Source organism: Constrictibacter sp. MBR-5, assembly GCF_040549485.1.
Classification (GTDB): domain Bacteria; phylum Pseudomonadota; class Alphaproteobacteria; order JAJUGE01; family JAJUGE01; genus Constrictibacter.
The window spans coordinates 226,819-241,816 of record NZ_JBEPTK010000003.1; the positions used below are offsets into that span (position 1 = coordinate 226,819).

Annotated in this window: 14 protein-coding genes; 4 read left to right on the forward strand and 10 right to left on the reverse strand. The window is 70.4% G+C overall.

Annotation, left to right across the window (positions count from 1 at the left end):
• Window position 1: 1 nt before the first annotated feature.
• The 3 genes from ABIE65_RS08075 to ABIE65_RS08085 are packed head-to-tail and all read right to left on the reverse strand — an operon-like array spanning window position 2 to window position 1,936.
• Complete coding sequence (locus tag ABIE65_RS08075) at window positions 2–550, reverse strand: biotin transporter BioY (RefSeq protein WP_354076959.1); 549 nt, start codon at window positions 548–550, stop codon at window positions 2–4.
• A 10-nt stretch (window positions 551–560) separates the two neighbouring features.
• Window positions 561–1,199 carry an energy-coupling factor transporter transmembrane component T family protein gene (locus tag ABIE65_RS08080; RefSeq protein WP_354076961.1) on the reverse strand — a complete coding sequence of 213 codons (639 nt, stop codon included), beginning with the start codon at window positions 1,197–1,199 and terminating at the stop codon, window positions 561–563.
• Complete coding sequence (locus ABIE65_RS08085; protein ID WP_354076963.1) at window positions 1,196–1,936, reverse strand: energy-coupling factor ABC transporter ATP-binding protein; 741 nt, start codon at window positions 1,934–1,936, stop codon at window positions 1,196–1,198. Before ABIE65_RS08085 ends, ABIE65_RS08080 begins: the two co-directional genes overlap by 4 nt.
• Window positions 1,937–2,125: 189 nt before the next feature.
• On the opposite strand from ABIE65_RS08085, the gene ABIE65_RS08090 reads away from it, so the two are divergent.
• Entirely contained in the window at window positions 2,126–3,166 is a 1,041-nt protein-coding gene (locus ABIE65_RS08090) for an NADP-dependent oxidoreductase (RefSeq protein WP_354076965.1), read from the forward strand.
• 14 nt (window positions 3,167–3,180) lie between these two features.
• A complete protein-coding gene (locus ABIE65_RS08095; protein WP_354076966.1) occupies window positions 3,181–4,572 on the forward strand; it encodes an adenylate/guanylate cyclase domain-containing protein in 1,392 nt (463 codons plus the stop codon).
• Window positions 4,573–4,611: 39 nt separating this feature from the next.
• Here the strand turns inward: ABIE65_RS08095 and ABIE65_RS08100 are convergent, their stop codons facing one another.
• Window positions 4,612–5,805: a pyridoxal phosphate-dependent aminotransferase gene (locus ABIE65_RS08100; protein ID WP_354076968.1), complete on the reverse strand. Its 1,194-nt coding sequence runs from the start codon at window positions 5,803–5,805 to the stop codon at window positions 4,612–4,614.
• Window positions 5,806–5,855: 50 nt separating this feature from the next.
• Window positions 5,856–6,293 (reverse strand): hypothetical protein, encoded by a 438-nt coding sequence (locus ABIE65_RS08105; protein ID WP_354076969.1) that lies wholly within the window; start codon window positions 6,291–6,293, stop codon window positions 5,856–5,858.
• A gap of 201 nt (window positions 6,294–6,494) precedes the next feature.
• Between ABIE65_RS08105 and ABIE65_RS08110 the strand changes: the two genes are divergently transcribed.
• The gene (locus ABIE65_RS08110) at window positions 6,495–7,184 is read left to right on the forward strand and encodes a class I SAM-dependent methyltransferase (protein ID WP_354076971.1); all 690 of its coding nucleotides are present in this window, start codon (window positions 6,495–6,497) and stop codon (window positions 7,182–7,184) included.
• On the opposite strand, the gene ABIE65_RS08115 is transcribed toward ABIE65_RS08110, so the two are convergent.
• Together ABIE65_RS08115 and ABIE65_RS08120 are read right to left on the reverse strand one after the other, a co-directional pair.
• On the reverse strand, window positions 7,154–7,876 hold the full coding sequence (locus tag ABIE65_RS08115) for an anti-sigma factor (RefSeq protein WP_354076973.1): 723 nt from the start codon (window positions 7,874–7,876) through the stop codon (window positions 7,154–7,156). The two genes, ABIE65_RS08110 and ABIE65_RS08115, sit on opposite strands and share 31 nt — an antisense overlap.
• Window positions 7,873–8,427 carry a sigma-70 family RNA polymerase sigma factor gene (locus ABIE65_RS08120; protein WP_354076975.1) on the reverse strand — a complete coding sequence of 185 codons (555 nt, stop codon included), beginning with the start codon at window positions 8,425–8,427 and terminating at the stop codon, window positions 7,873–7,875. Before ABIE65_RS08120 ends, ABIE65_RS08115 begins: the two co-directional genes overlap by 4 nt.
• Before the next feature lie 176 nt (window positions 8,428–8,603).
• Between ABIE65_RS08120 and ABIE65_RS08125 the strand changes: the two genes are divergently transcribed.
• Window positions 8,604–9,392 (forward strand): DUF4394 domain-containing protein, encoded by a 789-nt coding sequence (locus tag ABIE65_RS08125; RefSeq protein ID WP_354076977.1) that lies wholly within the window; start codon window positions 8,604–8,606, stop codon window positions 9,390–9,392.
• A gap of 1 nt (window position 9,393) precedes the next feature.
• Here ABIE65_RS08125 and ABIE65_RS08130 read toward each other — a convergent pair whose 3' ends face one another.
• The 3 genes from ABIE65_RS08130 to lon are packed head-to-tail and all read right to left on the reverse strand — an operon-like array spanning window position 9,394 to window position 14,995.
• Window positions 9,394–12,099, reverse strand: coding sequence for a bifunctional acetate--CoA ligase family protein/GNAT family N-acetyltransferase (locus ABIE65_RS08130; RefSeq protein WP_354076979.1), 2,706 nt, complete (start codon window positions 12,097–12,099; stop codon window positions 9,394–9,396).
• Window positions 12,096–12,614, reverse strand: coding sequence for an O-acetyl-ADP-ribose deacetylase (locus tag ABIE65_RS08135; RefSeq protein ID WP_354076981.1), 519 nt, complete (start codon window positions 12,612–12,614; stop codon window positions 12,096–12,098). The genes ABIE65_RS08130 and ABIE65_RS08135 overlap by 4 nt, the downstream gene beginning before the upstream one ends.
• A gap of 14 nt (window positions 12,615–12,628) precedes the next feature.
• The gene (gene lon, locus ABIE65_RS08140; protein ID WP_354076983.1) at window positions 12,629–14,995 is read right to left on the reverse strand and encodes an endopeptidase La; all 2,367 of its coding nucleotides are present in this window, start codon (window positions 14,993–14,995) and stop codon (window positions 12,629–12,631) included.
• Between the last annotated feature and the right edge of the window lie 3 nt (window positions 14,996–14,998).

A 14,998-nucleotide genomic window follows, 5' to 3' on the forward strand; every position in this document is an offset into this window, starting at 1 on the left:
ACTAGGCTCGGCGGGGTGCCGGCATCGCCTTGCGCAGGCCGGCCGCGACGAGGCCCGTCGCGATCGCCTTCAGCATGTCGCCGGGCAGGAAGGTGCTGCTGGCGATGGCCGCCTGCACCAGCGTCATGCCGGCCTTCCACGCCAGGACCGGTATGCCGAAGGCATAGATGACGATGACGCCGCCGATGACGGCCGCCACGGCCGACCCGACGAAGACCGGCAGGCCGGCCAGCCGGCGCGCCACGAGGCCGCACACGAACGCGCCGGGGATGAAGCCGACCAGGAAGCCGGCGGACGGCCCGAAGAACACGCCGAGCCCGCCGCGGCCGCCGGCGAGGAAGGGAGCGCCCAGCGCCACGACGAAGACGAACAGCAGCACCGCGAGCGCCCCCTGACGGGCGCCGAGGACGACGCCGGCCAGCATCACGCCCAGCGTCTGGGCGGTGATCGGCACGCCGCCGGCGAGCGGCAGGTCGATGCGGGGGAGCAGGCCGAGAGCGGCGATGATCGCGGCGAAGAGCGCGATGCGGGCGATGGACCGTGTTTCCACGCGGGAACCTCTAACGTCTGGGGGTGGGCTGGCCGCGGTGCGCGTCGAAACCCTGGGCGTCGAAACCTCGGGCGTCGAGCGCGTCCGCCACCTGATCGGCCAGTCGTAGCGTCTCCGCCATGAAGGGCACAAGCAGCCGCCACGACGGCCGCCGCCCGGTGCGCGCCCGCCACGCCTCGCAGCGCAGGTCCCAGTTGGACAGAAGCACGGGCACGAAGCGCACCACGAGCGCCACCGCCAGCCCCAGCTTCTTCGGATTGAGCCCGACGACCCGGAGCGGCCGCAGCAGCGGCACCACGGCATCCATCAAGGCCTGCATCGTCGTCGTCATGGTGACGAGGTTCGCCAGCAGCACCATCGTGACGAGGCGAAGCACGGCGGTCAGCCCGTCGATCCACGCGCCGGTCAGTCCGTGCAGCAGCCCGATGACGGCGAGCAGCGGCAGCAGCGGCCGCAGGAGCGCGATGTGGCGAAGCGCCTGCCGTCCGGCGGAGGCATAGAGGGCGAGCGTGCCGGCGAAGGCGACCCCGAGCCATCCTGCACCCTCCACGGGGAGCAGCGCCGTGCTGGCGACCGCCAGTGCGGCGAGCTTGGCACCGGCCGGGACGCGGTGAAGCCAGGTGCGCCGGGCCAGATAGGTCGAGATCACGACGGCAGTTCCGCCGCGGCGCGGCGCCGGGCGTGGTCCCGGTAGGCGGCGATCACGTCTCCGGGCGGCCCGTCCGCGCGCACCGCACCCTGTTCCAGCCAGACGACCCGGTCGAACCCGGCGAGCAGGTCGAGGTCGTGGCTGGCCATGACCATGCGCTGCGGCAGCGCCGCGAGCCGGGCGCCGAGGGCGAAGCGCGTCGACAGGTCGAGGCTCGCGAATGGCTCGTCGAGCAGGAGGAAGCGCGGCTCCGGCGCGATGACGGCGAGAATGCAGACGAGCTGCTTCTGACCCTCCGACAGTTCGTGGATGGCGCGATCCTCCCAGCCGGCGCAGCCATGCGCGGCGAGCAGATCCGCGACCCTGGCGGCGACGGCGTCGCGACGCAAGCCGGCCTCGGAAAGACCGAACCCCACCTCCTCGGCCACCGTCGGAAACAGGATCTGGTGGTCGGGATTCTGGAAGACGAAGCCGACGTCCGCCGGCAGCGCGCGGCGGTGCGCGGCCGTATCGCGCCCGCCGACGAGGACACGCCCTTCGTCCGGCAGCAGCAGGCCGTTGGCCAGCCGCAGCAGCGAACTCTTGCCCGAGCCGTTGTCCCCGATCAGGCCGATCCGCCGCTCCGACAGGTCGAGGGTCAACCCCTCGAACACGGCGCGGTCGCCGCGCGCGAGCACGACCCCCTCGAAGCGGATTCCCCCCGCCGCGTCGACCGCCGCTCCCGTTGCCTCGGACATCATCGCTCCCGCACAGACCGCGCGTTCTCTAGCACTTGCGGGGAGGCCCTGTGCACCCGCGGCGCAGCAGTGCGACGATGCACGGCGAACATGACCGGCGGACACGGCCGGCGACCTGCGACCGCGATGGCCGCGACAAGCGTTACGCAGGACACTATGTACGCGGCGAGACGAAACGGAGACACCGACATGACGCCACTGCCGAAGACCGTGCGCGAGGTTCGCCTGAAGAGCCGGCCGCAGGGCATGCCCCAGGCGACCGATTTCGAGATCGCGGAGGTGCCGATGCCCGTGCCGGGCGACGGCCAGATGCTGATCCGCACCGTCCACATGTCGGTCGACCCGTACATGCGCGGGCGGATGTCCGACCGTAAGAGCTACGCGCCGCCCTTCGAACTGGGCAAGGCGATGGACGGCCGCTTCGTCGGCGAGGTCATGGAGTCCAAGGGCGGCCGCTTCGAGAAGGGCGCCTATGTCGCCGGCTTCGGCGGCGGCTGGAAGGAGTATCACGTCGCCGACGGCAAGGGCCTGCTGCAGGTCGATCCCGACCTGGCGCCGCTGCCGGCCTGGATCGGCGTGCTCGGCATGCCGGGGATGACCGCCTATGTCGGCCTGCTCGACATCGGCCAGCCCAAGCCCGGCGAGACGGTGTTCGTCTCGGCCGCGTCCGGTGCCGTGGGCGCGCTGGTCTGCCAGATCGCCAAGATCAAGGGATGCCGCGTCGTCGGCTCGGCCGGGTCGGACGAGAAGTGCCGCTGGCTGCTGGACGAGGCCGGGGTGGACGCGGCGGTGAACTACAAGACCTGCGGCGACCTGGAAGCCGCGGTGGCGCAGCACTGCCCCGACGGCATCGACGTCTATTTCGAGAATGTCGGCGGCGAGCATCTGGTCGCGGCGCTCAACCTGATGAACATGCACGGCCGCATCGCCGCCTGCGGCATGATCAGCCGCTACAACGACGCGGACGGCAAACCGCAGCCCGGTCCGCACAACCTCTTCCTGGTGGTCGGCAAGCGGCTGCGCATGCAGGGGTTCATCGTGTCCGACCATGCCGAGCGCATCGGCGATTTCCAGCGCGACGTCGGCGGTTGGATCCGTGCGGGCAAGGTGAAGTGGAAGGAGACCGTCTATGACGGCCTCGACCGCTCGCCCGAGGCCTTCCTCGGCCTCTTCAAGGGCGACAATTTCGGCAAGATGGTCGTCCGGGTCGGACCCGAGCGGCTCGGCTGAGGCGACAGCGGCGCATGGCGAGACCGCAGGCGGACCCGGAGATCGATCTCGCCTTCCGGGCCGCGGAGGTGTGGGGCCTCAAGGTCGCGACGATAGCGCGGCTCGCCGCGCTGGCGGTCACCAGCGTATGGGCCCTGTTCGCGACGACCGGCATGGTCACCGTCTTCGTCATCGGGATCATGGGACTGGTCGCGCTCAACGGCATGGCGCACTACGCCCTGCGGCGGCGCTCGCGGTCCGTCGTCTTCGCCTATCTGACGGTCCTGATCGACGTCTGCCTGATGGCGGGCGCGATGTTCGGGTGGACCTATTTCGGTTCGCCCTACCTGCCGGCGCAGATGTCGCTGCGCGACGGCCTCTCGGTCTATTTCTACATCCTCATCGCCGTCACCGGCTTCAGCTACATGCCGTCGCTCACCCTCTGGGCGGGCGCCTGCGCCGCGGCCGCCTGGATGGTCGGCGGCGTCTATCTGGCGAACCTGCCGGATTCCCTTGTGGTGGTGGACGACCTGCTGCCGGACGTGAGCGCCTACCTCGCGGTGCGGCTGGATCCCTTCTATGTCGACCTCTATCGGGTCGGACAGGATGCGGTCATCCTGATGCTGGTCGCCGCCATCGCGTCGGTGGCCGTCGCCCGCGGGCGGCGCCTGATCATCCGGCAGGCCGCCGCGGCGCGCGACCGGGCGGCCCTCGCCCGCTATTTCGCGCCGGGCACCGTCGCGCGGCTGACGGGCGGCCAGCAGATGCTGCACGAGTATGGTGCCAGCCGCGTGGCCGTACTGTTCGCCGACGTGGTCGGCTTCACGCGAATGACCGAAGGGGCGGCGCCGACCACGGTGATCGGCCTGCTGCGCGGCCTGCACGGGCGGCTGGAGACCGCCGTGTTCGAACACGAAGGAACCCTCGACAAGTTTCTCGGCGACGGCGTCATGGCGACGTTCGGAACGCCGGAGCCGGGGCCGCAGGACGCCGCGAACGCCCTGGCCGCGGGCCGGGCGATGCTCCGCGCCATCGACGCCTGGAACGACGAGCGGACCGCCGACGGCGAGGCGCCGATCCGTCTTTCGGTCGGAATCCACTATGGCGAGGCGGTGCTCGGCAACATCGGCTCCGACCGGCGCCTCGAATACGCCGTGCTGGGCGATGTCGTGAACGTCGCCAGCCGTCTGGAGACGCTGACCCGCGAACTCGGCTGCCGGCTCGTCATCAGCGAGGAACTCGCGGCCGCCGCGCGCGCCCAGGCCGGCGAGAGCGTGCTCGCGGGAATGACGGCCATCGGGCCGCGGCGCGTCTACGGACGCATGAGCGAGATCGACGTATGGGTCGACCGCCCGCTGGACGAGATGCGTGCCGTTCCGACGCTCGCCGTGGGCGCGGCGCCGACTGCCGCGAGGCTGCCCGCCTGACGGAGCTGGAGCCGCCCTATCGGGCGGCATCCGCCCCCGTCAGCGGTTTGCGGCCATGAACTGCTCCAGCCTGTCCATGGCGATGGACAGCCGGTCGACGTCGCTCGCGAAGCAGAGCCGCAGCCAGCCTTCGCCCTCGGGTCCGAACGCCGCGCCCGGCGCGATCCCGACATTGGTCTCGCGGTAGAGCCGCTTGCAGTATTCGAGCGTATCCTCGACGCCGGCGACGCGGAAGAAGGCGTAGAACGCCGCCCGCGGCTCGTCGATCGTCACCCCCGGTATGGTGCGCAGGCGCGGCACCACCGCGTCCTTGCCGCGCCGGAACTTCTCGCGCATCTCGTTGACGAAGGGCTCGCCCTGGGTGACCGCGGCCAGCCCGGCGATCTGGGTGAACTCCGAGACCGCCGCGGTCGTGTACTCGATCAGGCTCGTCAGATACTCGCCGATGCCGGCCGGGTGCGTCAGCCAACCCACCCGCCAGCCGGTCATCGCCCACGTCTTGGAGAAGCTGTTGATGACCAGCAGCGGGTCGTCGGGCTCGGCGATCTCCAGGAAGGAAGGTGCCACGTTGCCGTCGTAGACGATCCGCGCATACACCTCGTCGGCGATGATCCAGATGCCGTTGGCGCGCGCGAAGTCCAGGACGGCCTGCTGCTGGGCGCGGTCCATCGTCCAGCCGGTCGGATTGCCCGGCGAGTTGATGAAGATGATGCGGGTACGGTCGTCGCAGGTGGCGAACAGCCGGTCCAGGTCCAGGCGCCAGACGCCGTTCTCCAGGTCGAGCGGCACGCGGCGGGCTTCCGCTCCCCGCGATTCCGCCGCGCTGATGCAGTTCGGCCAGACCGGCGTGACGTTCACCGCATTGTCGCCCGGATCGAGGATCGCGTTCATCGCCAGCGAGATCGCGGCCATCCCCGACATGGTCACGGTCACGCGCTCCATGTCGATCGTCGTGCCGTAGAGGCCGCTCATATAGCTGGCGAGCGCCGAACGCAGTTCCGGCAGGCCGCGCTTGTGCGTGTAGAAGGTCCGTCCCTCGCGCAGGGCCGCGGCGGCGGCGTCGCAGATGAAGGCGGGCGTCGGGATGTCCGACTCGCCGTACCAGAGGGGAATCGTTTCCGGCTTGCCCATGCCGAGGCGGGACACCTCGCCGATCTTCTGCCTGGGCATGTCGAGCACGATCCTGCGCAGGGTCGCCTCGTTGCGCGCCTTCGTCTGGGACTGCGGTATCATGGGCCTTGTTCTCCGGTGGCCGCGGAGACTGCCTCAAGCCCCGGCGGTTGTCACCTGCCGGTGACGTCGATCGACTGCGGAATCATCAGCGTGACGACGGGAAGGCCGTCGCGCCCCAGGTTCAGCACCGCCATCGGGAACGACTGCGCGGCATTTCCCTCCGAGGAGAAGGCGCACTCGACGGCGGCGGCATGCACGTAGATGCCGTTTTCCCGCATGCTGACCAGATAGCGGTTGATGCCGTCCAGGGCCGGCACGCGGCTTGCGACAGGCACGGTCTCCCAACTCTCGGCCAGTTCCGCGAAGATGGCGATGAAGCGCCGCATCGCATCATCCTGCGCGTCGCCCGACGGCGGGTCCCGGTTGACGATGCGTGCGAACTGCGCCGCCTCCAGGGCCGGCCAGAGGTCGCGGGACCGCTCCGCGAGCGACAGAGAGACGGGTGCATAACCGGTTTCTACGGCCGGGTCGGCTTCGGTTTCTGGCACGCTACAATTCCCCGTGGGCTGCATGTCGACGGGACGGGCGGGATATCGCGACGCCGCCCGCTTCCCCGAGGCGGCCGATTCCGAGCTGGCGAGTGCACGAACCGGACCACCGGTCACGAACCTGTCGTACGGCGGACACCCGCCTGTCGCACCACGCCGCTAGCTTCGCCTCGTCGAATGCTGGCGCATGGAAGCGACGCGATGCAGACGGGTCACCCGGGCACGGCGGACGGCTCGACCGCCGGATCGAGCCGCCACACCTATGAACGCATGGCGGGCGTTTACGATCTCCTCGACGGCATCTACGAGCTCACCTGGAAGCGGCGCCTGCGGCGCGAGGTGTTCGCCCGCGCCCGTGGCCGCCTGCTGGACGTCGGCGTCGGCACCGGCTGCAATATCCCGTTCTACCCGGAGGACAGCGAGGCGGTCGGAATCGACAACAGCCCGGCCATGCTGCGGCGCGCCGGAAAGCGGGCCGAGCGGCAGGGGCGCACGGTCACGCTCCTGGAGCGTGACGTGTTCGCCAACGGCCTGCCCGACGGCGCCTTCGATACCGTCACCGCCACCTATACGATGTGCTGCCTGCCGCGCGACCGGCAGGCCGAGGCGTTGCGCGAGTTGCGCCGGGTCTGCGCGCCGGGCGGGCGCATCCTGCTGCTCGACTACGGACTCTCCGAAAAGCCGCTGGTACGGCTCGGCATGCGGCTGCTCTCGCCCTGGCTTCACTGGGCCTTCGCCGCACGCTACGACGCCGGGACCGAGGAGGCCATCCCCGTGGCCGGGCTGCGCATCGTCCGGCGACAGCTGTTCTTCGGTGATACCGTGCGCCTTCTGGTGCTCGAGGCGGCCCCGCAGGACGGTCAGCGCGTCGGCTCCGCGAAGCCCTTGTAGAGGATCGGCCCCGTCGGCCGGCCGGTCGGCGAGCCGCCCGCCGGCTCCAGCGTGATCTCGTAGAGCTGGCGCGCCTGCGGCCGCGGCAGGTCGGGACCCAGCAGGCTCGTCAGCTGCGCCTGGGGCATCAGGCCGAGCGAGACGGGTCCCGTCTCGGCGTCGGGCAGGGTCCAGACCTGCAGGATGCGGCCTTCCGGAATCGGGATGTCCGCCAGCGGGACGATGCGCACCCGGTCGTCGGCGAACGCTTCCACGACCGCTCCGGGATTGTTGGTGTCCGGATCGAGCAGGACGGCGACGACGATGGGCGGCGGCGGCTCGCGCAGGGACGGCAGCCCGAGGATGGCGGCCCCCGCGAGCAGGACGGCAGCGACGCTCGCTGCCAAGGCGCCCTGCCAGAGCCCGCGGCGACGGGCGGCCCGAACCGACGGGGGCGCGAAGGGAACGATGTCGGCTTCGGATCGGCCATCCAGCCCGGCGACGATGCGATCCCAGAGCGCCGGATCGACCGGCAACGGCTCCGCATGCAGGTCGAGTTCGAGAAAGCGGTCGCGTGCCGCGGCGACGTCTGTGCGCAGGTCGGCATCGTCGACGAGGCGCGCCTCCACCTCCGCCGCTTCGTGCGGCGTCAGCAGGCCCAGCACATATTCTTCGGCGCGCGTCGCCGTCTCGTTCCGTTCGGCGGGGCTCACGACATGCACTCCCGCAGGGCGGCCAGGCCGCGCCTGACCCAGGCCTTCGCCGTCCCGAGCGGTACGGCGAGGCGCCCCGCGATCTCACCGTGGGAATAGCCCGCGACATACGACATGAGGATGCTCGAACGCTTCTCCGCATCGAGGCCCTCGAGGCAGCGGCGCAGACGGCTTTCCAGCGGCAGCCGCTCGAAGGCGTCCCGCGTGGTGCTTTCGCCGTCGCGCCACGCAGCCAGATGCTCGTCACCGACCAGATCCTCGCGGGCGCCGTCGCGCAGCATGTTAAGCGCCCGGTTGCGGACGATCGCGTAGATCCAGCCGCGGCCCGACCCCAGCGCCGGATCGAAGGTGCCGGCCTTGCGCCAGATCTGGATGAACGCGTCCTGCACCGCCTCTTCGGCCAGATCGCGCCGGTGGAGGAACCGCTTCGCCACCGCGAGGAGCCGCCCCGCTTCCACGGCGAAGAGCGCTTCGAGCGCGGCACGGTCGCCCGAAGCGCAGCGTCCGATCGCACCGGCATAGTCGAACTGCCCGGTCGTCCCGTCTCTCACGCGACCCATCCCGTTGCGCGGCGCCCCGCCCGCAGAAAGCCAGCAGACGATCTACGCGCCGCGGCCGGTTCCGGACGCAGCGGCAAAGAAAAAAACGCGCAGAGCGCATCCACGGGACGCTGCCCGCGTGTAGCGGAAGGGTGGTTCGAAGCGGAGCCACCCTTCAGGAGACACGCATGAAATCGCTCAAGCTCGCCCTCGCCGCCGGCACGGTGCTGGGTTTCGCCGCCTCGGCGAACGCCGCCATGGTCGTCGGCCTGGTCGACGGCGGAACGCTCGTCATGTTCGACACCATGAAGCCGACCGTGGCGAGGACGATGAAGGTCACCGGAACCGGGCCGCTGCTCGGGATCGACGTGCGCCCCTCCAACGGCATGCTCTACGGGGTCGCCACAGACGGGACCGTCGTGACCATCGATCCCGCCACGGGAATGGCCAAGATGGTGTCGAAGCTGGACAAGATGCCGCCGGCCTCGCCCTCGGCCACAGCAATCGTCGACTTCAACCCTGCGGCGGACAAGCTGCGCTTCATGGGCATGGACGGCACCAACCTGCGCGCCGACGTCGACACCGGCAAGGTCACGACCGACGGCACCCTGGCCTTCCGGTCGGAAGACATGCATGCGGGCGAGAAGCCGGCCATCGCCGCGGCGGCCTATACCAACTCTTACGGCAATCCGGCGAAGACGGCGATGTACGACATCGACGCGACCATCGTGGCCCTGATCCAGCAGGTGTCGCCGAACGACGGCACGCTCGCCGCCGTCGGCAAGCTTGGCATCGAGGCGGCGCCGACCTATGCCTTCGATGTCCAGACCAACGCCCAGGGGCGCAACACGGCGTGGCTGGCGGCAGGCGACATGCTCTACACGGTCGACCTGGAAACCGGCAAGGCGACCGGCGTCGGCGTCATCGGCGGACTGCCGGGCGCGCTGACGGACATCGCCGTGATGCCGGACGCGTGACCTACAGCGCCAGTACCACCCGGAGAGCACTCGTCTCCTCCGGGTGCGGCTGGCGCCGGAAGCCCAGCTCGTCGCACAGAGCGAGCATCCTGCGGTTCTCGCGCAGCACGGCGCCCCAGATCTCGCGGATGCCGCGCGCCCGCGCATAGGCGATGATCCGCAGCATCATCAGCCGCCCAAGCCCGTCGCCCTTGATCGCGCTGTCGACCAGGATGGCGTACTCGGCGCGCGCATTGTCCGGGTCGGAGATGATGCGCACGACCCCGAAGACCGTATCCTGCCCGTCGGAACCGGTTTCCACGGCGACCAGCGCCATCTCGCGGTCGTAGTCGATCTGCGTCAGCCGGGCCGCCGCCTCATGTGTGAGCTGGCCCTTGGGGGCGAAGAAGCGCATCCGGATATCCTGCGGGTCGAGGCGGCGGAACATCTCGTGGAAGCTCGGCTCGTCCTCGGCACGCACCGGGCGGAGCAGGAAGGTACGCCCGTTGGGCAGCGCCACATGCTGCTCCAGTTCGGTCGGGTACGGCCGGATCGCCAGCCGTGCCGACGGGTCGGCGGCGGTCGCGCGGACGCGCATGCGCGCGTCGACCGCGATGACGCCCTGGTCGTCGGCGAGCAGGGGATTGACGTCGATCTCGACGATCTCGGCGAAGTCCGCCGCCAGCTGCGACAGCTTCACCAGACAGAAGGCGATGGCGTCGATGTCGGCCGGCGGCCGCCCGCGGTAGCCGCCGAGCCATCGCGCCATGCGCGTCGCGGCGATCTGCTCGCGCGCCAGCTTCATGTTGAGCGGCGGCAGGGCGAGCGCGCGGTCGTTGGCGATCTCGACCATGGTGCCGCCGCGGCCAAACAGGATGACCGGGCCGAACTGCGGATCCTCGATCATGCCGAGGATCACCTCGTGCGCGGCGGCGCGGCGGATCATCGCCTGCACGGTGAAGCCTTCGATGCGCGCGTCCGGCCGGACCGCCGCCACCCGTTCCAGCATCCGCTGCGCCGCGGCCTCGACCTCGGCCGGTGTCTCCAGATCGAGCGCGACGCCCTGGACGTCGGTCTTGTGCGTGATGTCGGGCGACAGGATCTTCAGCGCGACGGCGCCGCCGATGCGCGCCGCCGCCGCGCGCGCCTCGGCCGGGGTCGCCGCCGTTTCCGTCGCCACGATGGGAATGCCGTAGGCGGCGAGGACGCGCTTGGCCTCCGGCTCGGTCAACCAGTCCCGCCCGTCCACGAGCGCCCGTTCGAGTTCGGCTCGCACCGCCCCGCGGTCCGGAACGAAGGATTCCGGCAGGGACGGCGGCGTCTCCATCAGCAGTTCGCGCCGCTGTCGCCGCCGGGCGAGATGCATGAAGGCGCGGACGGCGTCCTCCGGCGTGGCGAAAGTCGGAACGTCGCTGCGAATGAACAGCCGGCGACCGGCGGCCGCGGCGTGCTCGCCCACCCAGCTCGTCAGCACGACGGGGCGCCGGCCGCGCCCTTCCTTACGCGCCGCCAGCGTATCCACCACGGCCTGGGCCGCATCGCCGCTGGAGGCGACCGCCGTCGGGCAGTTGAGCACGAGAAGCGCGTCGAGCCCCGGATCGTCGAGAAGGATGTCGAGCGCGGCCGCATAGCGTTCGCCCGTCGCATCGCCGATGATGTCCACCGGGTTCGCCCGCGACCAGGTCGGCGGCAGCACCGTATCCAGGCGTTCGATCGTCTCGGCACCGAGCGTCGCCAGGGTTCCGCCGGCACCGATCAGGGCGTCGGTCGCCATCACGCCCATGCCGCCGCCGTTCGTCAGGATCCCGAGCCGGCTCCCCGCGATGTCGCGGACGCGCGCCAGCGTCTCCACCGCGCCGAACAGCTCCTCGATGCTGCGCACGCGCAGAATGCCGGCGCGCGCGAACGCCGCGTCGTAGACCGCATCGACGCCGGCCAGTGCGCCGGTGTGCGAGGAGGCCGCCCGCGCGCCCTCGGCGAAGCGGCCCGCCTTGATGGCGATCACCGGCTTCACCCGGGCCGCGGCGCGTGCGGCCGACATGAACTTCCGCGAGTGCGTGATGGCTTCGATGTAGAGCAGGATCGCCGTGGTCTCGCGGTCGGTCGCGAGCCAGTCGAGCATGTCACCGAAGTCGACGTCGATCATGTCGCCCAGCGAGACGAGGTGCGAGAAGCCGATGCCGCGCGGCACCGCCCAGTCCAGGATCGAGGTCACCATGGCGCCCGACTGCGCGACGAAGGCGACGCCGCCGCGCTGCGGCCGGATGTGCGCGAAGCTGGCGTCCAGCCCGCTGCCCGGCACCAGGACGCCCAGGCAGTTCGGTCCCACGACGCGGAGCAGATGCGGCTTCGCGGCGTCGAGCACCGCCTGGCGCAGCCGGTGCCCATCTCCGCCACCGTCGCCCCCGCCTTCACCGAAGCCGGCGGTGATCACGATGGCGGCACGCGTGCCCCTGTCGCCGAGTTGCCGGATCAGTCCGGGCACGGACTCGGGCGGCGTCGCAATGACGGCGAGGTCGGGGACGTCCGGCAGCGCCTCGATCGACGGAAACGCCTCCAGCCCCTCGATCGACGTCTCGCGCGGGTGGACGGCGCGGATGCTGCCGCGGAACCCGGCCTGGGCGAGATTGCGGGCGAGGACCGCGCCGACGGAACCCTGCCGGGTGCCGGCGCCGACGACCACGATCGATTGCGGCCGGAACGCCGCGTCCAGGTTGCGTACGGTCATCTGTCGGTGAACTCCCGGGCGATCCGGCGATAGTCCCGCTCGGCCTCTGTGCCGAAGCAGACCAGCACGACCCGCTCGATCTGCGGCAGTTCGCGCAGCGTGTGTTCGACGGTCAGCAGCGCGATCCGCGCCGCGCGGTCGAAGGGGAACCGATAGACGCCGGTGCTGATCGACGGGAAGGCGATGCTGCGCACGTCATGTCGCGCGGCGAGCCGCAGGGCATTGCGATAACAGGACGCCAGCAGCGGATCGTCGTTCCGCCCGCCCGACCAGACGGGGCCCACGGTGTGGATGACGTGCCGTGCCGGCAACCGATAGCCGGCGGTGATGCGCGCTTCGCCGGTCGGGCAGCCGCCGAGGGTCCGGCATTCGGCGAGCAGCTCCGGACCGGCGGCGCGGTGGATCGCACCGTCCACGCCACCGCCGCCCAGCAGGCTCTCGTTCGCCGCGTTCACGATCGCATCGACCTGCTGGCGCGTGATGTCGCCTTCGACGATGTCGATCCGCTCGAACATGAGCCGTAGTCGTCCTAGGCCGCCGCCTCCGCCGCCGAAGGTTCGAGCGCCGCGGCGAGCGCGTCGTCGACCTTCTCCAGCCAGACGAACTTCAGCGCGTTCCGCGTGCTTTCCGGGATCTCCTCATAGTCCTTGCGGTTGCGCGCCGGCAGCATGACGGTGCGGATGCCCGCCCGGTGCGCGGCGATGACCTTCTCTTTGATGCCGCCCACGGGCAGCACGAGGCCGCGCAGGCTGATCTCGCCGGTCATGGCCAGGTCGCTCTTCACGGTGCGGTCGGTCAGCAGCGAGGTGAGCGCCGTGAACATCGCGACACCGGCGGACGGCCCGTCCTTGGGAATGGCGCCCGCCGGCACGTGAACGTGGATGTCGCTCTTCTCGAAGATCGCCGGGTCGATACCGATCGAGGCGGCGCGCGCCTTCACCACCGTCAATGCGGCCTGGACGCTCTCGCGCATCACGTCGCCGAGCTGGCCGGTGAGGATCAGCTTGCCCGCGCCCGGGGTCCGCGTCGCCTCGATAAACAGAATGTCGCCGCCGACGGGGGTCCAGGCGAGCCCGGTCGCCACGCCCGGCACGCTGGTCCGCATCGCCAGCTCGCCCTCGTAGCGCTTCGGTCCCAGGATCGCGGCGAGATCGTCGACCGTCACCACGACCTTCGCGTCCTTGCCCTCGGCAATGCGCATGGCCGCATGGCGGAAGACGGTGCCGACTTCCCGCTCCAGATTGCGCACGCCGGATTCGCGCGTGTAGTCGGCGATGATCGCCGCCAGCACGTCGTCGCCGATCTCCACCTGTTCGGGCTTCAGGCCGTTCGCCTCCAGCTGCCGCTTCACCAGATAGCGCTTGGCGATCGCCAGCTTCTCTTCCTGCGTGTAGCCGGCCAGCTCGATGACCTCCATCCGGTCGCGCAGCGGGCCCGGAATCTGGTCGAGCACGTTCGCCGTCGCGATGAACATCACCTTCGACAGGTCGAAGGGCACCCCGAGATAGGTGTCGCGGAAGGTGGAGTTCTGCTCCGGGTCGAGCACTTCAAGCAGTGCGGAGGAGGGGTCGCCCTGATGGCTGCGGCCCAGCTTGTCCATCTCGTCCAGCATGAAGACGCCGTTGCGGGCGCCGACCTTGCGGATCGCCTGGATGATGTTGCCCGGCAGCGCGCCGATATAGGTGCGCCGGTGGCCGCGGATCTCCGACTCGTCGTGCACGCCGCCGAGCGCGATGCGCGTGAACTTGCGGCCCGTGGCCCGCGCGATCGACTGGCCGAGCGACGTCTTGCCGACGCCGGGCGGGCCGACGAAGCAGAGGATCGGGCTGCGGCCGTGCGGCGCCAGCTTGCGCACCGCCAGCCATTCCAGGATGCGCCGCTTGATCTTGTCGAGGCCGTAGTGATCCTCGTCGAGGATGCGGCGGGCCTCGGCGATGTCGATCTCCGGCTCCGCCTCGATCTTCCACGGCAGGCCGATCAGCCAGTCGAGATAGGTGCGCGTCATCCCATACTCGGCGGCCGCTTCCGGCATGCGCTCCAGGCGCCGCAGCTCCTTGTCGGTCTGCTGGCGCACCTCGTCGGGCATGCCAGCCTTCTCGATCGCCTCCTTCAGCTCGGCGATCTCGGCCGCGCGCTCGTCCTCCTCGCCCAGCTCCTTCTGGATCTGGCGAAGCTGTTCGCGCAGGAGGTGCTCGCGCTGGCGCGCTTCCAGCGTGTCCTTGGTCTGCTGGCCGATCTGCTGCGAGAGCTTCAGCACGCCGATGCGATAGGACAGGCGCTCCAGCACCATGTCGAGGCGCGCCTGGACATCGAGCGTCTCCAGGACCTGCTGCTTCTCTTCCGGCTGCAGGTCGAGGAATGCGGCGACGAAGTCCGCCAGCGCCGAGGCGGACTGGATCGACTGGATCGCGCCCGCGAGTTCGCCGGGCGCCTGGGGCAGAAGCTGGACGGCCTCGACGGCGCGCTCCTTCAGGCGATGGACGCGCGCCTCGACTTCCGCCGTGCGGAGTTCGCTCTCGCCGATCTGCTCGACGCGCGCCACGAGAAACGGATATCCGTCCAGGAACTCGATGACGCGGAAGCGGCGCTCGCCCTGGCAGACGACATGGTGCGAGCCGTCCGGCGCGGTGACGTAGCGCATCACGGCGGCCACGGTGCCGATCGTGTGCAGGTCGGCGCTGGTTGGGTCTTCGACGCTGGCGTCCCGTTGCACGAGCACGCCGAGAGGGCGTTCGGAGCGGGCGGCCTCCTGGGCGGCGGCGACGGAGCGCGGCCGTCCGATGACGAACGGCAGCACGATCCCCGGAAACAGGACCATGTTGCGCACCGGCAGGATGATCATGGCGTCCGCGGGAAGCTCGGCCGCGGGAGAGGTCTGCGTCTGGTCGCCGTTCATGAT

What these genes read in the sequence shown, in the direction of transcription:
- ABIE65_RS08085 (WP_354076963.1), bottom strand. Translation starts at nt 1,936, where the DNA reads ATGTCCGAGGCAACGGGAGCGGCGGTCGACGCGGCGGGGGGAATCCGC.
- ABIE65_RS08090 (WP_354076965.1), top strand. Translation starts at nt 2,126, where the DNA reads ATGACGCCACTGCCGAAGACCGTGCGCGAGGTTCGCCTGAAGAGCCGG.
- ABIE65_RS08095 (WP_354076966.1), top strand. Translation starts at nt 3,181, where the DNA reads ATGGCGAGACCGCAGGCGGACCCGGAGATCGATCTCGCCTTCCGGGCC.
- ABIE65_RS08100 (WP_354076968.1), bottom strand. Translation starts at nt 5,805, where the DNA reads ATGATACCGCAGTCCCAGACGAAGGCGCGCAACGAGGCGACCCTGCGC.
- ABIE65_RS08110 (WP_354076971.1), top strand. Translation starts at nt 6,495, where the DNA reads ATGCAGACGGGTCACCCGGGCACGGCGGACGGCTCGACCGCCGGATCG.
- ABIE65_RS08125 (WP_354076977.1), top strand. Translation starts at nt 8,604, where the DNA reads ATGAAATCGCTCAAGCTCGCCCTCGCCGCCGGCACGGTGCTGGGTTTC.
- ABIE65_RS08130 (WP_354076979.1), bottom strand. Translation starts at nt 12,099, where the DNA reads ATGACCGTACGCAACCTGGACGCGGCGTTCCGGCCGCAATCGATCGTG.
- ABIE65_RS08135 (WP_354076981.1), bottom strand. Translation starts at nt 12,614, where the DNA reads ATGTTCGAGCGGATCGACATCGTCGAAGGCGACATCACGCGCCAGCAG.
- lon (WP_354076983.1), bottom strand. Translation starts at nt 14,995, where the DNA reads ATGAACGGCGACCAGACGCAGACCTCTCCCGCGGCCGAGCTTCCCGCG.